This window comes from Undibacterium sp. GW821-FHT07F11, from assembly GCF_059418665.1.
In genome coordinates, this window is the sequence record NZ_JBWKQH010000001.1 from 197,932 (window position 1) to 221,940 (window position 24,009).

Annotated in this window: 23 protein-coding genes; 10 read left to right on the top strand and 13 right to left on the bottom strand. The window is 51.5% G+C overall.

Going from position 1 to position 24,009, the window contains the following annotated elements; translation table 11 throughout:
- Positions 1–10: 10 nt before the first annotated feature.
- From AC07OI_RS00815 to AC07OI_RS00835, 5 genes are all read right to left on the bottom strand, one after another.
- Positions 11–1,072, bottom strand: a complete 1,062-nt coding sequence (locus AC07OI_RS00815; RefSeq protein ID WP_495255976.1) for an ABC transporter ATP-binding protein — start codon at positions 1,070–1,072, stop codon at positions 11–13.
- A 27-nt stretch (positions 1,073–1,099) separates the two neighbouring features.
- On the bottom strand, positions 1,100–1,969 hold the full coding sequence (locus tag AC07OI_RS00820) for a carbohydrate ABC transporter permease (protein WP_495255977.1): 870 nt from the start codon (positions 1,967–1,969) through the stop codon (positions 1,100–1,102).
- Positions 1,966–2,790, bottom strand: coding sequence for a carbohydrate ABC transporter permease (locus AC07OI_RS00825; RefSeq protein ID WP_495256343.1), 825 nt, complete (start codon positions 2,788–2,790; stop codon positions 1,966–1,968). The genes AC07OI_RS00820 and AC07OI_RS00825 overlap by 4 nt, the downstream gene beginning before the upstream one ends.
- A gap of 113 nt (positions 2,791–2,903) precedes the next feature.
- A complete protein-coding gene (locus AC07OI_RS00830) occupies positions 2,904–4,145 on the bottom strand; it encodes an ABC transporter substrate-binding protein (RefSeq protein WP_495255978.1) in 1,242 nt (413 codons plus the stop codon).
- Between the two features lie 277 nt (positions 4,146–4,422).
- Complete coding sequence (locus AC07OI_RS00835) at positions 4,423–5,325, bottom strand: LysR substrate-binding domain-containing protein (RefSeq protein ID WP_495255979.1); 903 nt, start codon at positions 5,323–5,325, stop codon at positions 4,423–4,425.
- 132 nt (positions 5,326–5,457) lie between these two features.
- Between AC07OI_RS00835 and AC07OI_RS00840 the strand changes: the two genes are divergently transcribed.
- A complete protein-coding gene (locus AC07OI_RS00840) occupies positions 5,458–5,940 on the top strand; it encodes a nuclear transport factor 2 family protein (RefSeq protein ID WP_495255980.1) in 483 nt (160 codons plus the stop codon).
- Here the strand turns inward: AC07OI_RS00840 and AC07OI_RS00845 are convergent.
- From AC07OI_RS00845 to AC07OI_RS00865, 5 genes are all read right to left on the bottom strand, one after another.
- A complete protein-coding gene (locus AC07OI_RS00845; protein ID WP_492703778.1) occupies positions 5,910–7,109 on the bottom strand; it encodes an acyltransferase family protein in 1,200 nt (399 codons plus the stop codon). The genes AC07OI_RS00840 and AC07OI_RS00845 overlap by 31 nt on opposite strands.
- A gap of 122 nt (positions 7,110–7,231) precedes the next feature.
- Positions 7,232–7,930, bottom strand: coding sequence for a LytR/AlgR family response regulator transcription factor (locus AC07OI_RS00850; RefSeq protein WP_495255981.1), 699 nt, complete (start codon positions 7,928–7,930; stop codon positions 7,232–7,234).
- Positions 7,927–9,042, bottom strand: coding sequence for a sensor histidine kinase (locus AC07OI_RS00855; protein WP_495255982.1), 1,116 nt, complete (start codon positions 9,040–9,042; stop codon positions 7,927–7,929). The genes AC07OI_RS00850 and AC07OI_RS00855 overlap by 4 nt, the downstream gene beginning before the upstream one ends.
- Positions 9,009–9,947: a LysR substrate-binding domain-containing protein gene (locus AC07OI_RS00860; protein WP_492703781.1), complete on the bottom strand. Its 939-nt coding sequence runs from the start codon at positions 9,945–9,947 to the stop codon at positions 9,009–9,011. Before AC07OI_RS00860 ends, AC07OI_RS00855 begins: the two co-directional genes overlap by 34 nt.
- Before the next feature lie 3 nt (positions 9,948–9,950).
- The gene (locus tag AC07OI_RS00865; RefSeq protein WP_492703782.1) at positions 9,951–10,397 is read right to left on the bottom strand and encodes an Lrp/AsnC family transcriptional regulator; all 447 of its coding nucleotides are present in this window, start codon (positions 10,395–10,397) and stop codon (positions 9,951–9,953) included.
- Between the two features lie 126 nt (positions 10,398–10,523).
- Between AC07OI_RS00865 and yedA the strand changes: the two genes are divergently transcribed.
- Entirely contained in the window at positions 10,524–11,411 is an 888-nt protein-coding gene (yedA, locus tag AC07OI_RS00870; protein ID WP_492703783.1) for a drug/metabolite exporter YedA, read from the top strand.
- Positions 11,412–11,472: 61 nt separating this feature from the next.
- Here the strand turns inward: yedA and AC07OI_RS00875 are convergent, their stop codons facing one another.
- Positions 11,473–12,522 carry a GGDEF domain-containing protein gene (locus AC07OI_RS00875; RefSeq protein WP_492703784.1) on the bottom strand — a complete coding sequence of 350 codons (1,050 nt, stop codon included), beginning with the start codon at positions 12,520–12,522 and terminating at the stop codon, positions 11,473–11,475.
- A 309-nt stretch (positions 12,523–12,831) separates the two neighbouring features.
- Between AC07OI_RS00875 and AC07OI_RS00880 the strand changes: the two genes are divergently transcribed.
- Positions 12,832–13,452, top strand: a complete 621-nt coding sequence (locus AC07OI_RS00880; RefSeq protein WP_492703785.1) for a methylamine utilization protein — start codon at positions 12,832–12,834, stop codon at positions 13,450–13,452.
- A 39-nt stretch (positions 13,453–13,491) separates the two neighbouring features.
- Positions 13,492–15,894, top strand: a complete 2,403-nt coding sequence (locus AC07OI_RS00885) for a bifunctional diguanylate cyclase/phosphodiesterase (RefSeq protein ID WP_495255983.1) — start codon at positions 13,492–13,494, stop codon at positions 15,892–15,894.
- Position 15,895: 1 nt separating this feature from the next.
- Here AC07OI_RS00885 and AC07OI_RS00890 read toward each other — a convergent pair whose 3' ends face one another.
- A complete protein-coding gene (locus AC07OI_RS00890) occupies positions 15,896–17,608 on the bottom strand; it encodes a sensor domain-containing diguanylate cyclase (RefSeq protein WP_492703787.1) in 1,713 nt (570 codons plus the stop codon).
- Positions 17,609–17,949: 341 nt separating this feature from the next.
- Here AC07OI_RS00890 and AC07OI_RS00895 point away from each other — a divergent pair, with 341 nt between their 5' ends.
- The 6 genes from AC07OI_RS00895 (at position 17,950) to AC07OI_RS00920 (ending at position 22,756) form a co-directional block, all read left to right on the top strand.
- Complete coding sequence (locus tag AC07OI_RS00895; protein WP_492703788.1) at positions 17,950–19,101, top strand: tetratricopeptide repeat protein; 1,152 nt, start codon at positions 17,950–17,952, stop codon at positions 19,099–19,101.
- A gap of 93 nt (positions 19,102–19,194) precedes the next feature.
- Positions 19,195–20,100, top strand: coding sequence for a DUF3034 family protein (locus AC07OI_RS00900; protein ID WP_495255984.1), 906 nt, complete (start codon positions 19,195–19,197; stop codon positions 20,098–20,100).
- 9 nt (positions 20,101–20,109) lie between these two features.
- The gene (locus AC07OI_RS00905) at positions 20,110–20,565 is read left to right on the top strand and encodes a group I truncated hemoglobin (protein WP_495255985.1); all 456 of its coding nucleotides are present in this window, start codon (positions 20,110–20,112) and stop codon (positions 20,563–20,565) included.
- Positions 20,566–20,734: 169 nt separating this feature from the next.
- Positions 20,735–21,583, top strand: a complete 849-nt coding sequence (locus tag AC07OI_RS00910; RefSeq protein WP_495256344.1) for a DUF3034 family protein — start codon at positions 20,735–20,737, stop codon at positions 21,581–21,583.
- Between the two features lie 37 nt (positions 21,584–21,620).
- Positions 21,621–22,061, top strand: coding sequence for a group I truncated hemoglobin (locus tag AC07OI_RS00915; protein WP_492703791.1), 441 nt, complete (start codon positions 21,621–21,623; stop codon positions 22,059–22,061).
- 23 nt (positions 22,062–22,084) lie between these two features.
- Positions 22,085–22,756, top strand: coding sequence for a cupredoxin domain-containing protein (locus AC07OI_RS00920; protein WP_492703792.1), 672 nt, complete (start codon positions 22,085–22,087; stop codon positions 22,754–22,756).
- A 326-nt stretch (positions 22,757–23,082) separates the two neighbouring features.
- Here the strand turns inward: AC07OI_RS00920 and AC07OI_RS00925 are convergent, their stop codons facing one another.
- On the bottom strand, positions 23,083–23,997 hold the full coding sequence (locus AC07OI_RS00925; protein WP_492703793.1) for a collagenase: 915 nt from the start codon (positions 23,995–23,997) through the stop codon (positions 23,083–23,085).
- Positions 23,998–24,009: the final 12 nt, after the last annotated feature.

Below are 24,009 nucleotides of genomic sequence, written 5' to 3' on the forward strand. Positions count from 1 at the left end.
TCTTCTTCAATCACAAACGTGACTCTGTTTTTGCATCGAACAGGGAAACCCTGTCGGTGTGGATATCAAAGCGCACCGTCTCGCCCAGAGTAAACTGCCGGTTCTCATGATCCAGCAAACACAACTGCTGCTTACCCATAGACAACCATAAAAGTTGATGATTACCCATGGGTTCCAACAGGCTGAGCGCACCACTGTATGCGCCATCTGCCTTCACCTGCATATATTCTGGCCTTATACCCAAAATCACATCCTGCGCTGACGATGTTGTCTGAGACGCATAAGCCGATAAATCCAGGTTGATCACTTCATTACCAAACTGCTTATCTTCATTGAGCTTGCCTGCAATAAAGTTCATGGCTGGCGCGCCCAGGAACCCTGCCACAAACAGGTTTGCCGGTCGCTCATATACTTCGGACGGTGTACCGAGTTGCTGTATCTTGCCAGCCCACATGACGACTATACGGCTGGCCAGGGTCATGGCTTCCACCTGATCGTGCGTCACATACAACATGGTGGAACCAAGATTCTGATGCAGCAGCTTGAGTTCACGGCGCAATTCTGTACGCAACTTGGCATCCAGGTTTGATAGTGGTTCGTCAAACAAAAACACCCTGGCTTCCCTGACCAAGGCACGGCCTATCGCCACCCTTTGTCTTTGCCCACCGGATAGCTGCGCTGGCTTGCGCTGTAGCAGAGCCTGCAATTGCAGCATCTCTGCCACCCTTGTGATACGGGCTTGTATTTCTGGCTTGGCAATACCATTGATGCGCAAGCCGAAAGACATATTCTTTTCCACCGTCATGGTCGGGTAAAGCGCATAGGATTGAAACACCATGCCTATCTGCCTGTCACTCGGCTCGGCGCAGCTAACATCCTTGCCTGCGATTTCTATGCTGCCTGCGGCAATATCAATCAGCCCGGCTATGCTGTGCAGCAAGGTAGATTTTCCGCAACCGGATGGTCCCAGCAAGACCAGGAATTCGCCCTCTTCCACATCCAGATCCAGTTGATCGATGATCTTTTGTCCGCTCAGCTGTATACCCAGATTCTTGAGACTTACATATGCCATGCACCCACCCTTGATCTTAAACTCAGCTTAACCTTTGACCGCACCGGCGGCAATGCCACGCACAAACCAGCGGCCCGAAATGAAATAGATAGTCAGCGGCAGCAAGGCCGTCAATATGGTTGCTGCCATATTGACGTTATACATCCTGGTACCGGTCGTCGTATTGATGACGTTATTCAGTTGTGCCGTCATCGGTAAATGTTCACGCCCGGCAAATACCAGGCCGAGGATGTAATCGTTCCACACTCCGGTGACTTGCATGATGGCAGCCACGACTATCATGGGCAGGGACATGGGCAGCATCAATTGCACAAAGATGCGGAAGAATCCGCCGCCGTCTATGCGCGCTGCATGGAATAATTCCTGCGGTATGCCCAAATAGTAGTTGCGGAACAGCAGGGTCATGATGGGCATGCCAAAAATCACATGCACCAGGACGATGCCAGGCAGGGTACTGAAAATATTCAGGGCCGCCAGCACCCGTACCAGCGGGAACATCATGACTTGCACAGGAATGAAAGCGCCCGCCAGCAAAATACCAAAAAGTAGTTGTGAGCCACGTGGCCGCCAGAACGACAAGGCATAGCCATTCAGCGCGCCCAGGAAAATCGCCAGCACTGTACTCGGTAAAGTGATCGCCACTGAATTCCAGAAGCCGCTACTGATGCCTTCGCAGGCCACGCCTGTACAGGCCATGCTCCAGGCTTGCCGCCATGGCTCTACCGTCATGTGCATGGGCAGGGCAAAGATATTGCCCAGGCGGATTTCCTCCATGGACTTGAAGGAAGTCACCAGCATGATATACAGCGGGAGCAAAAAGAATGCCGCAGCAGTCAGCAGGAAGGCATAGATGCCTACGCGTGCCGGTGTCCACGTGCGCTTTGTGTTTGCCTTCATATTTTCCCCTTGCGTGCTCTTGCATACGCATAGGGTATCAACAGTGCCAGCACGGGCAGTAACATCATGACGGCACCGGCAGATGCGAGTGACAGGTTGGCGCGGCCAAACAAGTGGTCCATAATGAATTTTGCCGGTACTTCGCTGGCAGTGCCGGGGCCACCCTGTGTCATCGCTTCGACCGCATCAAAGAGTTTGACGACAGCCGTTGCCAGTAACAGGAATACAGTGGCAAAACTGGGGGCCAGCATGGGAATGATGATGGACAGATAGACCCGCCAGGTGGGTATACCATCCATGCGGGCGGCCTTCCAGATGTCCTGGTCTATGCCACGCAATCCTGCGAGCAGCATCGCCATGACCAGGCCGGAAGCTTGCCAGACGGTGGCGATGACGATGGTATAGATCACCATGTCCTGATCGACTATCCAGTCAAACTGGAAATCCTTGAACCCCAGTTGCCGTATGCCCTCTTGTATTCCCACACCCGGAGTCAGCATCCACTGCCACACCAGTCCTGTGGCGACGAATGACATGGCGTAAGGGTAGAGGAAGATGGTGCGCAGGACGCCTTCACCCGTGACGTTCTGGTCGATGAATACGGCAAGCAAAAAACCAATGATGATGCAAGCCAGGATGAACAACATGCCATAAATAGCCAGGTTATTCAGTGACAACAACCAGCGCTCATTGTCGAACAGTCGCTCATACTGACTGAAGCCGACAAAGTTATTGACGGGCAGAGTGCGTGAACTGCTCAATGAAATTTTCAATGTCCACAATAAGGTCGCCAGGTAGCCGAATACCACCGTCAGACTCATAGGCAACAAGGCAGCATGAGGTATGAGTTTGGTATGCAGCTTGCCTTTGTATCTGGCGCTGGGCGAAGTGGTTGGCATGTACGAGGACGCTTGGCAGGGTATCAGTATGGCACTTAGTTCTTTAATGCTGCGATGATATTCTTTTGTACTTTTTCTACCGCCATATTGGTATTCCAGTAAGCTGTCAGCACATCGGTCAGGGCTCCGTTCTGGTCTGGCGTCAGGTAAATCTCACCTATACCTGCGTGACGGCTTTTGTCTTTCATGATTTCCACACCCATCTGGGCACACAGATTCAATTGCGTTACATCAAGGTCATTGCGTATTGGAATGGAACCCTTGAGTTTATTGAATTCCAGTTGCGGCCCTGGTGCCACCACGATGCTGGCCACCAGTTTTTGCGCCTTGATGGCTTCTGGATTTGCAGTTTTTGGAAAGACAAAAGCGTCGCCCTGTATCAGGTAAGGTGCTTTTGGTCCCAGGCCAGGCATGCAGCCATATTCGCGACCCGCGACTTGTTTGGCCGCGACGAATTCACCGAGCGCCCAGTCACCCATGATTTGCATGCCTGCCGAGCCTTTGATGAGCAAGGCGGTGGTGTCATTCCAGTTGCGCCCGGGTGATGCGGTATCAATATAGGACCGCAAGCGTTTGAAGCTCAGCAAGACTTTGCGAAAGGCTTCTGAATTCATGGCGGTGACATTACGGTCACGCATCACGCTCAGATAGAGGTCCTTGCCACCCACATTTGCCAGCATGGCCATGAAGACGATGGTCTCTTGCCAGGCCTGACCACCATGCGCCAGCGGTATCAGACCTGCTGCCTTAAGCTTGTCGAGGGCAGCAAACAGTTCATCTGGCGTGGCTGGTTCTTTGTCGATACCGGCTTTTTTGAATGCGGATTTTGAATACCATATCCAGGCTGGCATGTGGATATTCACAGGTACGGCATAGTAATGACCCTTGATCTTGAGGACATTACGTATCGGTTCTGGCAGGGTTTTGTCCCAATTTTCTTTAGTAGCGATATCATCGACATTGTTGAGCATGTCTTGTTCGACGACATCCTGGAATTGCCTGGAAATATTGAATTGCGCTGCGGTAGGTGGATTGCCGCCAACCATGCGGTTGATGGCAACTGAACGCGCCTGATCACCACCAGCGATGGCAGTATCTGTCCAGACACCACCGGCAGCACGATAGGCGTCGGCAAACCTGGCAACGGCAGCAGATTCACCACCAGATGTCCACCAGTGCATGACTTCAGCCTTGGGCCCTGCGGCATGCGCAGACATACAGGCTGCTACCAGGCTGCCCAGCAACAGAGCACGCACTGGTTTTTTGGTTTTATACATTTTGTCTCCGCCTAAGTTTCCACGGGTGCAGATGGCAGATCGTGGCCTGCAATTTTTCTGCTGTCTTCTGCTTTTTTATCGTTATACCTGTTACTGCATGTATGGAAATTTCCGCCTCTCATCACGTTCAGTCGCATCGACGGAATACAATTGGAAACGTTCCCATAAATCCAGGCAAAATATAACACCCAGGGTTTTCCAGTGTCAACATATTGTCATTATGAATAACAACAGTCTTGTTCAATCTTCTCTCCACAACAAATTACCCTGGGCATATTCATCCATGCTGCACCATGGTCTCGCGCAACTGCGCGACGATGAGATCAACAAAACTTCTCACCTTGGCATTGGCATAGCGACTTTCCCTGTGTACCACATGCACAGGCAAAGGCGCAGTTTCATATGCCTGCATGATGCGGCATAATTGCCCGCTATCAAAATATCCCCCAACCTGATAAGACAGCATGCGGCTGATGCCCAGCCCCGCCAGACTGGCTTCTATCGCTGCATCATTGCTGCTGACGGTCAGGCGGGGTTTGACCTTGACTGCCATGTTCTGCCCTGCATGGCTAAAGCGCCATTCAACCATGGGTGTGACGCCAGTAGCAGCAATGATACTGTGCCTGCTCAACTCCTCCGGGCTTGTTGGTGCCTCATGTCGCTGCAGATAAGCAGGTGCAGCACATAATACCCGGCGTATCTGCCCTACCCGTATTGCCTTCATGCTGGAGTCTGGCAACTCGCCTATACGCACACCGACATCAATACCTTCTTCCAGCAAATTCACGACACGGTCGAGGAAAAGCGCAGACACATCCATGGCTGGATAGCGCTGCAAATATTCGACAATACCGGGCATGACAAATATTTTGCCAAACATGACGGGAGCTGTGACTGTCAGGTGACCACGCGGTTCGGCATTGATGCCTGCGGTGGCTTCGTCAGCAGCTTCTACATCGGCAATGATGCGGCGCGCATCTTCAAGATAACGCTGCCCTGCTTCTGTGACCCTGACAAAGCGCGTGCTACGGTTAAGCAGCTTGACACTGAGCCTGGCCTCCAGCGCAGCAATGGCGCGTGTCACTGCGGGTGGAGACATGGCCAGACGACGTGCTGCAGCAGCAAAGCCCTCTTCTTCGGCAACTGCCACAAATACGGTCATCAGATGCAGCTTGTCCATGGCACTCCGGCGATTATTCCACTATTTACAATAATTAATTGTAAATGATGGGCATTCTTCAGACAAACGATATTGCGTAAATTTGAGCTCTCTGCAACTCCCCTATCAATATCCACTAAAGGACAAATGCATATGGATAAATCATTAGAAATCGCCCGCCCTCCCTTGCCACCCTTCACGCTGGAAACGGCAATACAAAAAGTGCGCATGGCAGAAGATGGCTGGAATACACGTGACCCGGACAAGGTGGTGCTGGCTTACACCGTAGACACAGTCTGGCGCAACCGCCATGAATTCCCGCAGGGGCGCGAGCAAGTCAGGGAATTTTTACAGCGCAAGTGGGCGGCTGAACGTGAATACCGCCTCATCAAGGAACTATGGGCATTTAGCGAGAATCGCATTGCCGTGCGCTTTGCCTACGAGAGTTGCGATCATGCAGGCAACTGGACACGCTCTTACGGCAATGAGAATTGGGAATTTGCTGAGAATGGCCTCATGCACAGACGTCTGGCCAGCATCAATGATCTGCGCATCAGCGCAGATCAGCGCCTGTTTCACTGGCCCCAGGGCAGGAGGCCGGATGATCATCCCGGACTGAGTGCTCTTGGCTTATAAGTAAAACCAAGATCAAGTCCAAACAGTGGTCGCAGGAAAAACACGCGGCGTATGATCTCGTAACTAAGGAAACAGCTTGCTCCGGTCAGCGCAACCAGCAAGATACCTTCTGGTAGGGCAGGCAGGGCCAGCGGCTTCATGCTATGCGCCATGATGACGATATAAGTCTGATGCAGGATATACACAGGAAACACCGCCTGCGTCAGATAGCGTCTTGCCGGGCTGTCGAAGTTCAGGTACTGCTTCGCATAACCGCAGGCTGCAATAATTGCCGACCAGGCCATGCAAACCCACACACCGCGCTGGAACATGATGAGCCACTTCGGTGTTGCATCATATTCAAAACTGAAATAAATGATCAGGAACAACCAGCCACATGCGGCTATTCTGAGCGCCAGCCAGCGCAGCTCAGCCAGCTCTTGCCAGAATGCCTGTGAATTGGCGATCAGTGCGCCGAATGTAAAGATAAACAGGTAGCAGGCATGGTTATACCAGTCGCTGGTCAGGCCATTATTTGGAGGGTAAGAACTGAACAGACCTATACGCACCAGCGCCAGATATGCAACAGGCAAAACCAGGATGCGCCAGCCCTTCATCTGCCTTTGCAGCCAGTTACGGGCAGCCTGGAACCATGCAGGCTTGAAAGCCAGCCAGAACCACAGCAGCACGCTATATACCCACAAATAAGTGACGAACCACAGGTGATTCCAGGTAGGCAGGTCCAATACCTTACCCTCTATCTTGAAACCGCGATAGTGATGCAGGTAGAGCTGCATGAACTCGCTATAGCTGCCGGCATAGGCAAGTTTCTCCACCACTTCAAGATACGCCTGTGGCGGTACCACGACGAACATGCCAAAGATCAGCGGCAGCAAGAGACGCAGGCTGCGGCTGCGCAGGAATTTCCCCGTAGCGATTTTTTCCAGCATGAAGGCAGATGCCACGCCGGAAATGAAAAACAGCAGGCTCAGACGCCAGGGATTGGTCAGCATCATCAGCGGCTGTATCGCGCTATTGGCATGCGGACTTTTGACATGCCAGCCCCATTCCACATAATACATGCCTACGTGATACAGGATGAGCAGGAAGAAGGCAATGATCCTGACCCAGTCGAGAAAATACAAACGCTGCGATGGCAAACCTGACACTGCTATGCTTGAATTTGACATGATTTCAATGATTGGCTGTTGACGAACACAGGCGCAATACTAAAAGCATGATCAAATCCACACCAGAAAAATGTGGCAGACTGGATGTGGGCAGGGGTGAAATGGAAACCTCTGCCAGGGATTTAGCTGGCAAGCGCCTGCACAAGCTCATCTCTGTGCTGTCGGCTACATGGCAGGCGCAGTCCATCCACAAGCACCAGTTCTGCATCTCCCTTTTGCGCTGGCAAGACCTGGGTAATCTGGTCCAGCCTGACGATATGGCTGCGGTGGCAACGCACAAAGCCCTGCCCCAACCTTTCCTGCAAACCCGATAAGGTCTGCCGCACCATGTGCTGCTGTTGGCAGGTAAAGATCATCACATAATTGTCTGCAGCTTCCAGCCGTATGATGTCGGCTAGTTTGATGACAGTGACACGGCCTTTTTCATTCAAGAGCAAATGCTGTTCTGCCTGGATTTTCTTCGCCCTGCTCCTGCGCTCACTGACTCTTTGCAGGGCACGCAAGAACCTCGCTTCATCATAGGGCTTGAGCAAATAATCGATCGCGTTTGCATCAAAAGCCTGCAGGGCAAACTGGTCATAGGCAGTGACAAAAACGATCAGTGGTACAGGCGCGGTCAGTTGACTGGCGACGGTGATACCGTCCATCTCTGGCATTTGTATGTCGAGGAAAACCAGGTCGGGCTGCTGCCTTTGTATGCACTCCAGCGCTTCTTTACCATCCCGGGCTTCTGATACGACGGCGTCTGCCACATGCTCGGCCACCAAACGTCTGAGCTTGTCCCTGGCATAGGCTTCATCGTCGACGATAAGAATTTTCATGGCGCTATGCCTCCTGCATCAATGGGCAGGCGCAACTCGGTCATTACGCCAGATGGCATCAGATCGATCAATCGCAGGCTGGCTTTATCCTGATACAAGACTTGCAGACGCTGGCGCAAATTGCTGATGCCTACGCCAGAACCTTGCCCACTCTCCTGCAAATGACCGGCGTCATCTTCAATGCGTATGATGACTTGCCCGGCCTCCTTATATGCACTGATCTTGATGCGGGTAAGCTGGCTGCGTTTTTCCACCGTGTGTTTGAAACTGTTTTCCAGTATGGTTTGCAGACTCATGATGGGTACTTTAATGCTGAGCACGTCGTCAGCAATATCCCAATGGATTGCCACCCTGTCGACAAAACGCAGGCTCATCAGTTTTGCATAGGCTTGCAACAGTTTCATTTCATCTGCCAGAGTGGTTTCGCTATGCTGACCCAGTTCCATGCTGGCCCGTAACAAGGTCGCAATCTGGCTCAGGGCAGTGTCGGCCAGTTTGACATCGGTGTACATCAGCGATGATATGGTATTGAGTACATTGAACAGGAAATGCGGCTGCATTTGCTGTGTCAGTCTGTGCAATTGCGCTTCGCGTAACAGTGCCTGGGATTTTTCTGCGTTTTCTTTTTCTTCCAGCAAAGAGGCATAGGCTTGCAGGCCAAAGATGACGACATAGAACATGCCAAAGAACATGAAGATCTTGCTGCACTCGTAGATATAAACCGTGATCCAGCCATCATGATGATAGCTCAGCCCCAGCAAGGCATAGACTGAGTGACGCAAGCTGTACACCAGCACGACAAACAAGCTACTGAATAGTGGCAAAGGCTTGATCTGTTGCCAGAACCATTTGGCTGGCGTCTGCAATAAACGTCTGTCAGTCAGCTTGCGTCTTTGCAACAAGAGCAGCAGTGTGCCGACGAGAGCAGAAGAGCTTTCCCAGAATATGGGTTCCCAGATATGCTTGCCACCACCTTTCAGATGATCTTGCACGGCCACAGCCACCATCAATATCCAGAACAGAAACCAGCCTGTGAACACTGGTCTTTTGATCTTGTCCCAATACGCCAGTCCGTCCATCATTGCGCCACGAGATTGCTGGTACCCAGCCATTTACCGCTCGTGCTCAAATCACGCGTCAGTTCCAGCACCAGTTTTTCGACTGCCATGGCAGCATTCGTCAAGGGGATATTTTTTGATGCGCACAGGGTCACGGTACGTGACAGTTGTACATCGCTGATGGGACAGGCGCGCATTTCGCCACGTTCAATTTCTGCCAGCATGGGTGACACTGGCAAGATGGTCGCCCCCATATCGGCCAGCAGGGCTGACTTCAGGATTGCGATGGAAGTGATGTCGATGACGTTGTCTATGCGCTTGCCCTGCTGTCTTACCACTTGTTCTATGCGTGGCCGCACGCCGTGTTGTATGCTGGGTAAAATCAGGGTGGCCTGCAGGGCCTGCGCCAGGGTGATCGATTTGCGCTTGCAGGCGAATTGCGAATCAGTGCGTGTGATGTACATCATTTCTTCTTCCACCAGCGGCTTGCTGGCGAAGCCGCCCAGTTGACCATCATCGAACAGGATAGCCAGGTTCAAACGGCCCGAGCGTAATTGCTCGGTCAGATTACCCGTCAATTCTTCTGTCAGTTGAAACACGATATCCGGGTAAGCTGCACGTACAGCTTTTAACAGTGGGAAGGCCAGCGCACCAGAAGCACTTTGCGGGATGCCCAAAGCGACGGTACCACTGGGCTTGTCTGTCGACTGGGCAACAGCTGATCTGGCATCGCTGACTTGCTTCAAAATCGCCAGCGCATGTTCATAGAATATTTTACCAGCGTCTGTCGCTTGCATACCCTGCGCAGACCTGTGCAACAGCATCGCACCCAGTTCTTCTTCAAGTTGCTGTAATTGCTGAGTCAGGGCCGGTTGCACGATATGCAGCACGCGCGCAGCGCGCGACAGCGAGCCGTGATCAACGATGGCGACAAAATAACGTAGCTGGCGCAATTCCATTTTTTATTCCACAGGCTTGATAGCCCGTCTTTCTATTGACGACGACAGGATCAGGGAAGTCGAAGTGACACCGCAGCGTGCCAGGCTGGTAATCACACGTTCCAGCTCACGCACAGAAGGTGCAACCACTTTGACGATCACGCAATCTTCGCCGGTAATGGCATGGCATTCAACCACTTCTGGTACTTGTTCGGCAATTTTTAAAACCGGCGTATCAGTTGCACGGCTGGCAATGCGTACGAAGGCAGTAATGCCATAACCCAGTGCTTCAGGATTGACCCTGGCGTGGTAGCCGGTGATGACATTGGCAGCCTCCATACGCTTGACCCTTTCGGTCACGGCAGGCTGGCTCAGATGTATGCGCCGCCCTATCTCGGCCATGGTGACCCTGGCATCGGCCTGCAAAATCTCCAGGATTTTGCCGTCCATCATATCCAGATCTATCTTCATGGGAAAAGCCTCTTTTTTCGGTGAGATTAAAAGAAATGTACCTGATTTACCTTTGATTATCCATTCAAAATTCAATCTCACTGACATACACTAATACTCGACAATAAATTGCCACTTGGAAAATACATGCGCCACCTGCCTAGACAAGTCCTGCTTGCCCTGCTCACCGTCTATATAGTCTGGGGCTCTACTTACTTTGCCATTCAAGTGGCATTGAAGGCTTTTCCTCCTTACATGATGATAGGCACACGCTTTCTGGTAGCCGGTGCTATCTTGTACGCATGGCAAAAATGGCGCGGTGCAGCCAACCCGACTTTGCGTGAATGGCGTGACGGCGGCATCGTCGGCATTTTGATGCTGGGTGGAGGTACTGGCTTGACTGCGGTAGCACAGCAATATGTCTCTTCCGGTCTGACTGCGGTTTTCATTGCCTGCTCTCCCATGATTTTGTCTGGTCTGTCCGGCCTGTTTGGTGACTGGCCCAAGCGCCGTGAATGGACAGGCATACTCTGCGGTTTTGCCGGTGCCCTGCTGCTGGCATCCGACGGCCAGTTCTCGGCTCAACCGCTGGGCATACTATTCTTGCTAGGGGCGATACTGTGCTGGGATGTGGGTTCCATTTTGTCGCAAAAGAAACTCAAGATGGCGGCAGGTGGCATGGGCTTTGCCAGCGAGATGCTGGTGGGCGGAATGTTCCTGTTCATCATCAGCCTGTGCAAGGGTGAGCAACTGACAGGTGAAGTCACCGTCAATGCGGTGGCGGCCTGGGCTTATCTGGTGGTAGCTGGCTCCCTGCTGGCATTTACTGCATATATGTATTTGTTATCCAAAGTACCGGCGGGCCTCGCTGCCAGCTATGCCTATGTCAATCCCGTCATTGCAGTTGCCCTGGGTGTCGTGTTTGGTGGCGAACATCTGTCCATGCGCGAGATGCTGGCCATGAGCATCATACTTGGCAGCGTCATCATGATGACGAATGCGCATAAAAAGAATAAGGAACAGGCTGCTGCCTGAGACTGACAATAAGGGTGAAATGGTGCTGCAATATGGCAGCATCAAAAGGTTTGCTGCAAACTTAAAAGAATTCGGCAGTGTCGTTGGACACTTCAATCTTCAAATCGCCGCTGGATACCAGTTCATCATAGAAACAAGTCCGGTTGCGGCCATTGGTTTTGGCGAAATACAGAGCCTGGTCGGCTCGCCCGACGATGGCAACGGCAGGTTCAAACGGGTCTATGCGGGCATAGCCTATGCTGATGGTCACCGTACCTACCTGAGGGAAATGGTGCTGCTCCACATTCTGACGGAAACGCTCAAAGATGGTATCGGCATCTTCCTGCGAAGTCGAGCGCAGCAAAATGACGAATTCTTCCCCACCAAAACGGAACAGCCTGTCTGAAGGACGGAAAGAACTGCGCAAGAGATTGGCGATCAGGATCAGGACTTCGTCACCATATAGATGTCCAAACTGGTCATTCACGCGTTTGAAGTGGTCTATGTCCAGCACAGCCAGCCAGTGCTGGCGCTCAGGTTCATGGCTGCGACGTTCTTCTTCTGCACGCTCAGCTTCGGTGCTGGCGCGCTGTTGCAAAGCACTGCTACGCAATACCTTGGAAAAATTGTCATCAAAAGTCTTGCGGTTGAGCAAACCCGTCAATGAGTCGCGCTCACTGTAGTCAAGCAGGTTCTGGAAGTTACGGTAGACAATCAGCATGCCATTGACGACTTCCATGGCGGTTGTCGTGTAATTGGCAGGCTTGTAAATCTCCAGACAAGTATGCAGCTTGTCATTGATCCAGATCGGTAGCCAGATGATTTTGCCACCTTCGATGACTTGCTCTATGACTTGCTGCTTTTGTGCAATACCCTCTTTCAGTTGAGGATAAAGTTCTATTGAATCATGAGATGCAGGAGATGCCTGGGTCTCGTCGGCAATAGCGACTGTGTCGTCTTCTATGCTTATATGCGGTTTGATAAAGACTTGCTGGCCAACAGAAACCACATCCAATACCCGAGCAGATTCCGCGTTGGTCAATTGACGCAGCGCAGTAATTACTGAAATATTCAGTAAATCATGATCGCGATGCCCGGTAATTTCTACCAGGTGTTTAATGATTGATTCCATGCCCCGTATTCCTGCATCTTCCTGCCGATTCCAGCCGATCCTTGCATAAATTACCAGTACGAACTCGCCAGCAACAATTTGCCACACACAACCACCATGCGCAAATTGCCCTTATACAATAGTATAACAAGTCAGGGCTGGCTTTACCTGATATTCTGCAAACAATTCATACAGAGACATATTTTTACAAAATTGCACTTATTATCAATTGAAACTCATTTTCCATTAAGTCAGGGCATTCATAGAGATACCGAACTAAAGTAATATTAGCAAAACTCATTTCAATCACTTTTATGCCGGGGTGTAACCATGAATCGTCTGCGTACCAATTCTTGCGTTCTCACTCTCGCCTATATGGCAACTGGCCTGCTCGTGACTGGCGCAGCACATGCCAATTCAGTCATACAGGTTACGGATAGCAGCGGACAGGCTGTTCAGGATGCGGTGGTCTATGCAGAGCTTGCCGGCAACCCACAAAGCGCCAAATCAGCCACTGCGGAAATCCAGCAAAAAGACAAGAAATTCATGCCTTTTGTGACGGTAGTGCAAACCGGAACGTCGATTTCCTTCCCCAACAATGACACCGTCAGGCATCACGCCTATTCGTTTTCGCCGGCAAAACCCTTTGAATTGAAGCTGTATTCAGGCAAACCCGCTGCACCCGTGGTGTTCGATAAATCAGGCACCGTCATTGTTGGCTGCAACATCCACGATCAGATGGTTGCCTATATACATATCGTCGATACTCCCTATTTTGCCAAGACTGATGCGAGTGGGACAGCCCGCCTGCCCACTATTCCTGCCGGTAAATATGTCTTGAAAACCTGGCATCCAAAACAGCCGGCTTCTGCACCAATACAAGAACAAAACATACAAATCGACGGCAATGGCCCCAACCTGACTGTAAAATTGAATTACAAGGCCGGGTAAGCAGGAAATACTTTTCCACGCACATTAAGAGGAAAGTTCATGCGTTTGCATAGTTTGGAAAGCCGGGTTGTCACTCTTTTTATAGGCTTGCTGCTGACGGTACAACTGGCAGCCTATTTTGCCATCGGCAATGCCATAGACAGAAATGCGCGTAATGCAGTCGAAGAGAATTTGAAAATCAATGAAAAATTCCTGTTGCGCCTGCTGGATCAAAATGCACAAAAACTCGTCCAGGGCGCAATCGTCCTCGCCAAGGAATATGCCTTCCGCGAAGCCATAGGTACGCATGACACTGAAACCATCGTCTCAACCCTCTCCAATCATGGCAATCGCATAGGTTCGGACCTGACCATGCTGGTTGGTCTGGACCGAAAAATCACCGCTTATTCAAATACCAGCAAAACCAGCCGCAGCAACGGCGCGACTAATGAATTGAGCAGCAGCCTGCAACAATCAGTCGCCGCCCTGATACAGACAGCAGAAAAAACTGGCAGCGCTGCCAGTACGGCGATTGTCGATGGCAAGCCCTACCAAATGGTGGTCGTGCCTATCGAAGCACCGGTCACCATCAGTTGGGTTGTCATGGCCATTCCCATAGGCAAGGCTCTGGTTACTGATATGCATGAATTGTCACGCATGCAGATCAGTTTGCTGACTTCAGAAAAACAGGGGCGCTGGCTAGCCAATGTTTCCAGCCTCAGTGATGAAAACGCCAACAAGCTGGCACAGCAATTACCGAGCGCAGATAAGCAGATCAACTACCTGCCAGCCTTGCAAATCGATGATGACCAGTACAGTGCCCGCATACTCAAACTGGCACAGAATGAACAGTTCAACACCATCGCCGTACTGCAATTGTCTATCAGCCAGGCAGTAGCCCCTTACAAGGAATTGCAACGCAACCTCCTGATCCTGACAGTACTTGCTGCGGTGGTCGCCAGCATTATCAGTGCCATCACGGCACGCCGGATTACCGGGCCAGTGCGGCAACTGGCAGAGACTGCACGCAGCCTGGGTGCCGGTGATTACACGGCTACCATCAATGTCAAACAAAAAGATGAAATTGGCGACCTGGCCCGCACCTTCATGACCATGCGCGATGGTATCGCCCAGCGTGAAAAGGAAATCAGCCGCCTGGCTTACTGGGACACTCTGACCAATTTGCCCAACCGGGCACTGTTTACCGACATGCTGGAAGAAGCCATCGCCAGCGCACGTTCCCATGAAAAATCCTGTTATGTGTTGATGATGGATCTGGACCGTTTCAAACATGTGAATGACGTCATGGGACACCGCTTTGGCGATATCCTGCTGAACCAGGTTGCGATACGCCTGTCAGCTGAACTAGGCGCTGGTGGTACCAAGCCAGCCCGCCTTGGCGGTGATGAGTTTGCCATACTGCTACCGAACAGCTCAAAAGAAAATGCGCTGGATCTGGCTAACCGTATCCTGCGCTCTTTGGAAAAACCGATATCCATAGAAGACCAGACTGTCGATCTGGGGGCTGGCATAGGTATCGCTGGCTTCCCTGAACATGCGGGTGATGCCCAGAGCTTGCTGAGCCGGGTTGAAGTCGCCATGTATGCAGCAAAGCAGGGCAACAGCGGTGCTGTGATTTACTCACCCGACATTGACAAATCCAGCCAGCAAAGCCTGTCACTGCTCAGTGAATTGCGGGCGGCGCTCGAGCAACAGGCCTTCCGTTTATATGTACAACCCAAGGTCGGTCTTGACCATGGGCAGGTGATTGCCGTCGAGGCACTGGTGCGCTGGATACACCCTGAGCGTGGTTTTATTTTCCCCGATCAATTTATTCCCTTTGCCGAACAAACCGGCTTTATACGCCAGCTAACTCACTGGGTCATGAATGAGGCAGCGCGGGTCTGTCATCTGTGGAATCAGCAGGGGATACATCTGAAAATCTCAGTGAATATCTCTACCCGTGATTTGCTGGATCAGGACTTGCCCGGCAAATTTGCCCAGATACTGCAAAACCATGAAGTGAAAGCAGCTTCGTTTTGCCTGGAAATCACTGAGAGCGCCATCATGGATGACCCGGTCAGGGCTTTCCAGACCCTGGACAAGTTGCATGCCATGGGCCTGGAATTATCTATCGATGATTTTGGTACCGGCTATTCTTCACTGGCCTATCTGAAACGCCTGCCCGTCCATGAACTGAAGATCGACAAGTCTTTTGTACTCAAGATGGAAAAAGATATCGATGACACCAAGATCGTTAAATCCACCATAGATCTTGGCCACAATATGGGCTTGCGTGTGGTTGCCGAGGGTGTGGAAAACATAGAAGTCATGAACCTGCTGAAAGAGCTGGGCTGCGATCAGGCCCAGGGCTATTACATCAGCAAACCCATGCCTTCAGCCGATATGCCAGCCTGGCTCGACAAATGGCAAGAGCAACACTTACGAGATGTGCAAACCTGACTCAGGCCAGATGCACGAACTGGCCTGATTTGCGGTCACGCTTGCGGTTGTACATGCGGCTGTCGGCAATTTTGATGAGCCGCACATAATCGCTGCCATCCTCAGGAAAGCTGGCCCAACCTACCGATACCCCTACACTGACAACCACCTCTTCCAGCGCAATGGGCTGTTCGACAATATTGCAGATTTTTTCCACGGTATTATTGATGTCTATGGAATTCTTGGTGTCTTTCAGCAGCAGCACGAATTCATCACCGCCATAACGCGCTACTTCATCGGTTTCACGTATGGCTGAACGCAGGCGGGCGGCGATGACGACCAGGGCCTTGTCGCCGGCATCATGGCCATGATTGTCATTGATGTATTTGAAGCGATCGAGATCGATGAACAACAAGGTGAAACCTTCGCTGGCGCCCGGGTTTTCCAGTGCCTGCTTTTGCAAATAATTAATCTGGGTAAACAGGGATTCACGGTTCGCCACCTGCGTCAGCTTGTCATAGCGCAGCTTGTTTTCCATCTCGATAAAAGTCTGGGCCAGGGTGCCTATCTCATCGCTACGACGGATTTGCAGGCTGGGCATGGGTTCGCCATTACCAAACTTTTCAGCCGCGGAAGTCAGCTTGCGGATATCGCGTATCACGCGTTCGACAATAGTCAGACCTATGGTCAATGCAAAAATGATGCATGCCAGCGCGATCACCATGCTTTGCATGAAACCCTGGTTAATACTGCTCATGAAGTCGGCACGCGGCACCGCTACCACGGTCAGCCAGTTCAAGCCCTGCCTGTTGCCCAGTGGTGAAATCGCGACATCGATGGTGCCGTTGCTGAGTTCCATGGAGTGTGTCTGGGTAGACTGCAGTTTCATGCTGCCCACTCTCTGAAAAGTCTCACTGATCAGCGGTGTTTTCATATCAATGGCACGCATGCGCTCGGGTGTGCCGTTAACTGTTCGTTCGGGCAATTCCTGGCCAGAAGTGGCGACGATATAGCCATCCGCATCGACGATGTAGGCAACACTGTTCTTGCTGATTTCCAGCTTGCGCAGGAAATTGGATAATTCCTTAAGTGTCAGGTCAGTTGCCATGACACCGGCAAATTCATGGTTCTTCTGATAAACGGCTTTTGCCAGCGTAATGGTCGGATAATGGAAAGAAAAATTATTATAGATTTTTGACCAGACCGGTCTTTCCGACGTTTGTGCAGTCTTGTACCAGGGGCGCAGTCGCGGATCAAAATCATCACTGCGCAAGACATTCGAACGGTCACCCACATGACTCACGCGATAAACTGTGCGCTTGTCGCTGTCAGGTTCACGCCAGAACAACTGCACCATTTCCTTGGAAATTCTGTAGACACCAACAAAACGCCCGTCGCTACCGCCAAAGTAGACATAGTTGTTGACATCCATGAACAAGCCGCTGGCAGCCCAGAATTTCTCTTCCAGGGCTTTCATGTCAGCAGAAAAATTCTGTTCTTTGGGTAAATTGGTAGGGCTGGGCGCTACCGACTCCAGTGCAATCAGGGCACCATCCAGGTGTTTTTCAGTCGCCAGGTTGATGCGGTTGACCATGTCGCCCAGAATCCGCTGTGTCAGCGTATAGACGGCATCTGTCCCGGCCTTCATGGAGACCCAGCCTATAGCGGCGGATACGCCTATCACCAGGACTATGATGGGTATCACCAGTTCTCGACGCAAAGAAGAACGACTCATACTTGGGCTCAATTGGGCTCAAAAAAAGCTATCGGAAATTTCTGTTCGGTGTTCTGTCCTGCACTGCCCTGCGTCCACACAAGCACTTCACGCCATCCTGCCAACGGCCGAAATGCCATTTAATTATCCAGTGAAGAAAAATCAGGGGGCTTTAGTATATACCGTTAAAAATTGTTAAAACCATCTTATGTGGCAACACAGAGATTAAATCTTGCGTATTGTGGTAAATGAACTGGCCGGACCAGTTCGAATACTAATGTCAGCTTAACTTTTCATCCATTTCTTTTATTAATTGAATCGGTTACTCTCATGAAAAATTTCTTTTGAGCAACCAACATACCATGGACTTATACGCCACCGATAGTGAAGTTACGCGGTTAGAGCAGCGTTTGACCGGAATGGTGGTGCAAGAACAACTTGACGAGTTGCTCACACTGGCCTGGCACCTGCGTCAGCGCGATAGTAGTCGTGCCCTGAACTTGTGCGAGCAGGTCAGCAAATTACTGAACAACTCAGCCAGGACAGACACCGACAAGGCTCTGGTTTACCTGCGCCTGCAATTGATCAGGGCAGAAGAAAAATGGCTGCATGCCGACCTTGACAGTGCGGCGGCCATCATCCACGCCATACTCCGCCACCCCGACGTACATCTGGATCCAGCTGCCCTCAGCGACGCCCACCGCATACTGGGCTTCATCTTCTCGGATCAGGGCAAGCATGTTGAATGTGACATAGAGATGGCCATTTCCATCGATGAAGCCAGCAAGGGGGACGATGTCCTGCGCAAGCAATGTACGGCTGCCGCCCTGGCCAGGGTTGCAGTCATGCGCGACGACAAATTGGCCAAGTCTTATTTTGACCGCCATTTCGGCTCCAGAAACCTCCCCAGGGAAATCCATCCTGGCCTGGCGGCCTTGATGGACGATTTTCTCGGTTTGCATGCGGGCTTAAATGGTCAGCTGGACGATTCTGTGGCGCATTTAAGCAAGGCATATCAAGCCTGTCTTGATTCTGGCCAGATACGCCGCGCCATCCTGACAGCGGCGAATATAGGTTACAGCTACAGCAAGACAGATGATTTTGAAACCGCGCTTGAATGGCTGCAAAAAGCATTGAAGCTTGCCAAACCTACGGGCTGGGCACCCAGCATAGGGAATTGCCTGATGCAAATCGGCGACACTTTGCGAAAAATGGGTTCACTCGATGCGGCTGACCAGATGTTGCATGAAGCACTGGAACAGTTATCCAGGTTAACCGGCTCGCGCAATTATGCCTTGACCATCAGCGTTCTTGCCGATGTCGCCCTCGACAGACATGACTATCACCTGGCCTTGAATCTGTTCACCCAGTTGGCTATGCTGCAAGGTGCACAAGAGCAGGCCGATTTGCAGGAAGCTGCCAGACTTGGCCAGGCAAAAGCACAAGCCAGACTCAAACCTGCAGTCAGGGAAGCTGCAATTCACAAATCCGACACACTTGTGGCAAAGCGTTAATTGGTCTTGTGCAACATCTGACTAACTTGTATAAAGAAACCCAGCACCAGCCGCAAGCTGGATTACCGGGACAAGCCGCCAAGAATTGCCTTCATGCCGTACCAGAAACCCAAGCTCATTGCCAGCCTGCTAGCAGGCTGCCTTGCATACCACAGTGCCGCAACTGCACAGAGTCTGCCCCTGCCCGACAAAGGCAGGTTGCTGGCTACCGGGGGTGTCATACAACTCGAAGGTGCAGGCGGCGGTGGCCTGACGCCCTGGGCGACCATTACCGGTTACGGCAGTGAAGACAGCTATGGTGTCAATGCGCATATCACCCAGGTCAGTACCCAAGATTATCGCTTGCACACCTATGGTGTTGCTGTGGGTATCGCCGACAGGCTGGAAATGTCTCTGGCAACACAAAAGTTCAATGGCAGTCTGGCCCCTTTGGACAAGCTGGAATTACAGCAGGACATCGTCGGCATCAAACTCAAAGTCGCTGGCGACCTGGTTACCGATCAGGACAACTGGCAACCTCAGGTCGCCATCGGTGCCATGTACAAGCGTAATCACGCAGTCAAAGGTCTGGAGGCACTGGGCGTCACCAGTGTCAAACAACTGGGTGCGGTGGGTGACACTGGCGTGGATTATTATCTGTCTGCCACCAAGCTGATACTGGATCACAGCCTGCTGCTCAACGGCACTGTACGTCTGAGCAAAGCCAATCAAATGGGCTTGCTGGGTTTTGGTGGTGACAAGCGCAATCGCTATCAGCTCTTGCCTGAGGTGTCACTGGGCTACCTGATCAACCGCAAACTGGTGGCTGGTCTGGAATACCGCAGCAAGCCGCACAATCTGGTGCTGGATAATGAAAAAGCTTATTACGATGCCTTCCTGGCCTGGTTCCCGGGCAAGGCAGTATCCCTGACACTGGCTTATGCCCATCTGGGTGACATCACCGCCTTCAATCCCAAAAACCAGCGTGGCTGGTATTTGTCACTGCAAATCGGCAATTGAGGGATGCGTATGAACATCATTAAACCTGCTACTGTTTTGGCATTTTTTCTGTTCACCGCAGCGACGGCTACCTCTTCTGCCTATGCCCAACTGGCACCGCAAACTCTGTATCAGGCCTTGGGAAGTGAGAGCGGTGTCAGTCAGATCGTTGATGAAGCCTTGCTCATCATCCTGCAGGATGAGCGTATCAAAGCCTCATTCAAGGAAACCAATATTCCCCGTTTGGCACAATTACTGAAAGAGCAATTTTGCGTCATCAGTGCAGGCCCTTGTCAATACACTGGTGACGACATGAAAACCGTGCATCAGGGTCTGGGCATCAATGCTGCACAATTTTTTGCGCTGGCAGAAGATGTACAACTCGCCATGGATAAACTGGCTATCCCGCCTGCCACGCAAAACCGCCTGATGGCCTTGCTGGCACCGATGAAACGCGATATCGTTTTCCCCAAGCCAAAACAGTAATACTTTTCTCCTTTTTTGCATCAATTCTGAATCTGATTTTCAGTCATCTTCGTATATAGAGCAGATGCACGGTTTTCCGTGCGAAATTGCCGCTTGATCAAGAGGAAATATGATGCAAATAAAGAAAAACTTCGTCGCTCTGGCTTTATTGGGCAGCAGTGCTGCCTGCATGCAGGCCAGCCAGGCTCAGGACATGATGAAGCCGGACATGGGCAAACTCATTGCCACCGGCGGCGTCAGCCAGCTCGAAGGTGCCGGTGGTGGTGGCCTCACTCCATGGGCTTTGATCACTGGTTACGGCACCCGTGACAGTTATGGTGCCAATGCCCACTACACCCAGGTCAACACTCAGGATTACAGCCTGAAAACCTATGGCGTCGCTGTCGGCATCGCCGACCGGGTAGAGCTGTCGCTCGCCAGCCAGGAATTTACCGGCTCACTGGCACCCTTGAACGCCCTGAATATCAAACAGGATATTTTGGGTGTCAAAATCAAGGTCGCTGGCGATGCTGTATATGAGCAAGACAGCTGGATGCCACAAATTGCCGTCGGTGCCATGTATAAGCGCAACAAGGGCATAGGTGGTCTGGGTGCACTGGGTGTGACGAACGTCAAACAACTCGGTGCCAAGGATGACAGCGGTGTTGACTATTATGTTTCGGCCACCAAGATCTTGCTGGAACAAAGCCTGCTGCTGAACGGCACGGTGCGCATGACCAAGGCCAACCAGATGGGCATACTGGGCTTTGGTGGCGACAAGAAAGACAGTTATAAACCCATGCTGGAAACTTCAGTCGCTTACCTGATCAACCGCAAACTGGCTGTCGGTGCTGAATATCGCATGAAGCCGCGCAATCTCGGCGTGGATAATGAAAAAGATTATTACGATGTCTTCATCGCCTGGTTCCCGGGCAAAAATGTGTCTGTCACCGCTGCCTATGCGACGCTGGGCGACATCACCATTTTCAATCCAAAAAATCAGCGTGGCTGGTACTTGTCCCTGCAAGCCGGATTCTAAGCGCCCACTGACAGATACACATTAGAAAGATCACATCATGAATACAATTCTCTCCCGTATCGGCAAAATCGCCATCAGCGTCTTCCTGCTCACCAGCTTGTCTGCCCACGCGCAAACCGGCAGTGACGCCCTGTACCAAAGCCTGGGCGGCAAAACTGGCATTAGCACTTTCGTCAACTCCTTCGTCGCCATCGTGCTGGACGACGTACGCATCAACAAGGCTTTCAAGGAAACGGATACTGAAAGACTGGCCAGTTTGCTGACCGAGCAATTCTGTGAGCTCAGCGGTGGCCCTTGCAAATACAGTGGCCGCAGCATGGCAGAGGCGCACAAGGATATGCAAGTCACGAATGCTCATTTCAATGCCTTGGCAGAGGACTTGCAAATCGCCATGGAAAAACATGAAGTACCATCATCAGTACAAAACAAGCTGATCGCCAAACTGGCACCCATGCAGCGTCCTATCGTCACCAAATGAGCAATGTAAAGACAGGAAAAAAGATGAATCCATTATTTCTGCAAAAGTATCGTACCTTACTCACCCTGGCGCAGACGGTGACACTGATGCTGGCAGCAAGTTCGCCCATGTTGGCGCATGCTGCCAAACTGAATTTCCAGGCTGTCGATAAAAATGGTAACCCCATGAGTGATGTGGTGGTGTACGCGACACCGACAGGTATACCCTTGCCTGCATCAGAGAAAACAGAAGCCACAATATCGCAAAGTGACATGCAGTTTTCACCATATGTAACGGCGATACGCACGGGCTCACAAGTCAAGTTCCCCAACTATGACAAGATGGAACATCATGTGAAATCATTCTCGGCAATCAAGGAATTTGAGATCAAGACGTACGAGCGCGGCGTGGTGCCACCACCCGTCATCTTCGACAAACCCGGCATCGTCATCGTCTACTGCCTCTTGCATAACTGGATGCGTGCCTATGTACTGGTGCTCGATACACCCTACTTCGTCAAGACCGACCAGAACGGCTCTGCCATGCTCGATAAACTGCCAGATGGCAATTACGAAATCAAGGCTTGGCACCCTAATCTGGGCAGCATCAAACCGGCGCTGAGCCAGGCTGTCAAAGTCAATGATCAGTCAGCTCCCATCAAGTGGCAATTTGATTTTGTGCCTGTACCTAGAAAATCAAAATCTGCTGGTTACTGAAAAATAAGTTAGGACTTGCGCAGAATTGTCCCAGCAAGGCTATCGCTTTAGGAAACCTCCCTTGCAAGGGAGGTTCGTTGCGTTGGCGGGCAACATGTTGTCCGAAACCCCAACTGCACCTATCGCTTTAGGAAACCTCCCTTACAAGGGAGGTTCGCTACGTCGGCAGACAAAACATTGTCTGAAACCCCGACTATACCGCGGCGACGAAGACAGTACTTTAGTACGCGGCTCCTAGGAGAGGCGCTGTAACGCAGCTGGGGCGATTTTGCGCAAGTCCTAATAAAAATGAAGCCGGGCGCGAGTGCTTGGCCTCATTCTTTTAACTACACTTTGCCAAGACTATCAAGCCACGTAGCAAACTCTTTATCCATGCTGGTACCCCAGGACCTGACCAGGGATTGATAGCGCGGATAATCGCCACTGCGTGTAAACACCAGCATCTTGTCTATCTCTGGCCTGTGTTTTTCCATCATGAAACGCACGGCCAGATAGCCCCAGCTATATACCCTCTCCGTCCCATTATTGTTTTCATAGCCCGTATCGAATAACTGGCTCAATGCATATTTCTTTTCAGCGGCAACCTTGATGGCTGGTAGATTATCCTTGCCCTTGGACACATATTCTGCGATGCCTTCTGTCCACCACACCAGGTAAGGTGTCAGTGGCGCAGGCTTGGCACAGTTTTCCGGTGGCGCATGCGAGTCATGCAGGTTGGCACAAAAGTCGCCATACAGATTGAAGCGCCCATCCAGATAATGTACGTACTCATGACCCAGATTGAGGATGCTTCCATCTTTTTTCTGGTTCGCTACAAACTCGGCCTGATTACCCGGACGTTCTGGATAGCCCTCCAGATACATGCCGCCATTATTGGTAGGCATATCAAAATGCTGGGTCGCATATTTGATGAAGTCTTCCTTGGACTGATAGATGTTGGCCCTCAGGCTGCCGTTATGGTCATCCTTTACCGGCTTGCCTGCCGTGCCGAAAATACCATGGAACTGCTGCTCCAACGCGCCCAGCATCTGGCAAGACTTGCGTTCATCATCTGGCGTCAAGGCTTGCGAGCGCAAGCTCAGGGTCGGGCTGCACTGATGTACATGCGTCAGCACTTTTTGTATTTGCTGATCGCGCTCCAGGTCACGTTGAGCAGATATTTGCTGCGGATTCGTGCTACAGGCGGCCAGTCCTAAAGCCAGCAAAGGCAAGACCAGCACCCCACTATTTCTGATTTTCAACTCCGTCTCCTT